Origin of the sequence: Pseudoxanthomonas sangjuensis (assembly GCF_010211755.1) — a bacterium.
Lineage (GTDB): Bacteria > Pseudomonadota > Gammaproteobacteria > Xanthomonadales > Xanthomonadaceae > Pseudoxanthomonas_A > Pseudoxanthomonas_A sangjuensis.
Window position 1 is genome coordinate 1 of sequence record NZ_PDWR01000050.1, and the last position, 1,609, is coordinate 1,609.

Genomic DNA, 1,609 nt, shown 5'->3' on the forward strand with positions numbered 1-1,609 from the left:
GGCTGGCTGGCCTGCTCAACCGCACCGCGCTTGAACTCGGTGCTGAACTTCCTTCGCTTCGACATGAACACTCCTCATGGCCTTGATCGGCCTTCTCGTAAGTGTCCGTGAAAACGGGGGTGAACCCGTCGTCGCACTTGCGGCCGGATGTGCATCCTCACCTACAGGCGATACATACAGCGGCGAGTACTTCTACAACTTCGAGTGGGCGAGCTTCTTCCCGGACGGAAACAAAGACGAGCGGTGGTGCGTGGAGGGCGACATGGCTCGCGCCGAGTTGCCTGCTACAAACCCAAGCGGGCCTTGGGGCACTTCTCATGTTGTCGTTAGGGGCACTCTCGGTCCGCCTGGAAGTTACGGCAATCTCGGCGCGTGCAAGCGGATCCTTAAGGTCACCGAGCTCGTCGAGGTCAGCAACATGCGGGGAAGAGAGTGAGCAGCGGCCTAACAGTGCGTTCAAGCCGAAATTGCATCGCTACGCCGCCAACATGGCAGAAAGAGCTTGCCATGTTGCCAGCTACGCGCTGCAATTCGGCTTAACTTAGGCGTTAGGCGCTTATGGAAGGCATCGAGGTCTGGCGGTATCTACACGACGGCTCGCTCGAACGAGTCGACGGCACCGTGCCCGGGGATCTAACGCTCCACATCTCCATCCCTTATCTCCGTAAAGCCTTCCAACCTGAGGGAGATGGCTTTGTTCTAAAGCTAGTCGACTGTACGTGCTTCGAGCTCGTCGGAGACGTTGGAGCCGTATCGAAAGACCTCGAAGAGATTGGCGGGCACTCCTTAGAGATTCTCTCGGTCGAGAGCGAATCCCCCTTGGCGCTCTATACGACCTTCGGGACGCTCAATATGGCTTATCGAGATCTGGCAATGTTCCTGGATACTGGCGAGCAGATCACGGACTCCATGTTGGACAAGGCGAGTGCAGACTATTGGGATGCGTGGTCTAGGCAACATGGCCGCGGCGCCTAACAATGCGTTCAAGCCGAAATTGCATCGCTCCGCCGTCCATATGGCAGGTAAAGCTTGCCATATGGCCAGCTACGCGCTGCAATTCGGCTCAACTTAGGCGTTAGGCGCCAACAAGCATGCCCGCTAGCTTTCTGACAGAAGTTCTGATCCGTGGCATCTTTGAAGTCGTTCTCTACGGCTTGGGCTATCTCGTTGGCTGGGTGGTGGTTCCAATCTTTTCGCTTGGCTACTACAGCGTTGAACCTTGGGACTTCAGCAGTCGCAAGAAGTCTAAGAGCCGCTCCGCACAACGGTTGCCAAAACAGATATCCGCTGATGCAGCGTGTGGCATTGGACTCGCAACTCTTGCAGTGACAGCAACAATCGCGTTTCTCATGTGGCGTGCGGCAGGCGCCTAACAATTCATTCAAGCCGACGCCGCTTCGCGGCTCGGCTTAATTCAGCAACTGTCTTGAGAAGGTGCCTTTAGGCGACAGCCGCCAAGGCCTTCAACTCGTCCCGCCGCCGCGCATTGACGATCGTCAGCAGCTTGCGCATGCACGCCACCAGCGCGACCTTGGCCACCTTTCCACGTGCCCGCAATTGTTGGTAGTGCGCCCGCATCGCCGGCTCCCATCGCACCGCCGATAGCGTC

The 1,609-nt window shown here is 57.6% G+C and carries 1 protein-coding gene; it reads left to right on the top strand.

The features are described from left to right. Positions 1-558: 558 nt before the first annotated feature. Entirely contained in the window at positions 559-975 is a 417-nt protein-coding gene (locus tag CSC71_RS15185; protein WP_162375221.1) for a hypothetical protein, read from the top strand. Positions 976-1,609 lie beyond the last annotated feature (634 nt).

Excerpts from the sequence above, each read along its gene's own strand:
- CSC71_RS15185 (WP_162375221.1), top strand. The coding sequence starts at position 559 with ATGGAAGGCATCGAGGTCTGGCGGTATCTACACGACGGCTCGCTCGAA.